Source organism: Streptomyces sp. WM6386, assembly GCF_000972385.1.
Classification (GTDB): domain Bacteria; phylum Actinomycetota; class Actinomycetes; order Streptomycetales; family Streptomycetaceae; genus Streptomyces.
This window is the reverse complement of the sequence record NZ_JXTE01000612.1, coordinates 1-373: the sequence shown is the minus strand read 5'-3', so window position 1 is coordinate 373 and position 373 is coordinate 1. Positions and strand designations below refer to the sequence as shown.

General features: G+C 67.3%; 1 protein-coding gene. It reads right to left on the bottom strand.

The window, feature by feature from the left end; genetic code table 11:
- On the bottom strand, nucleotides 1-373 hold a 373-nt coding region (locus TN53_RS44520), incomplete at both ends, for a transposase (protein WP_046264352.1).

Genomic DNA, 373 nt, shown 5'->3' with positions numbered 1-373 from the left:
GCGCGATCCGCTTGGTCTTGGTGTTGACCCCCTCCGTGGGGTCGTTGCTGTGCGGAAGTGTGAGGGCGGCGTTTACGGCGTCGCGGTCTCGTTCCAGACCTCGGGAAAAGGCATGCAGGTGGGGCAGGTCAGCGCCGGGGACCTGGACGATCCAACGTGAGAGCGCGTCGGCATTGGCGGCGTGAGGTGCAAGGAGCGGGGCGAAGTCCCTGATACCTGACGCCAGTTGGATCATCTCGGGGCAGGCGGCGGTGAGCTTGGCCAGGAGTTCGTGTTGCTCGGCCTTGAGGTTGTCGGGCCTGGTGAGGAGCATCCGGGCGAGCCGGCGTGGGTGTGCCGCCGGACTCTGTTGCGCCAGCGCAGCCTGACACGG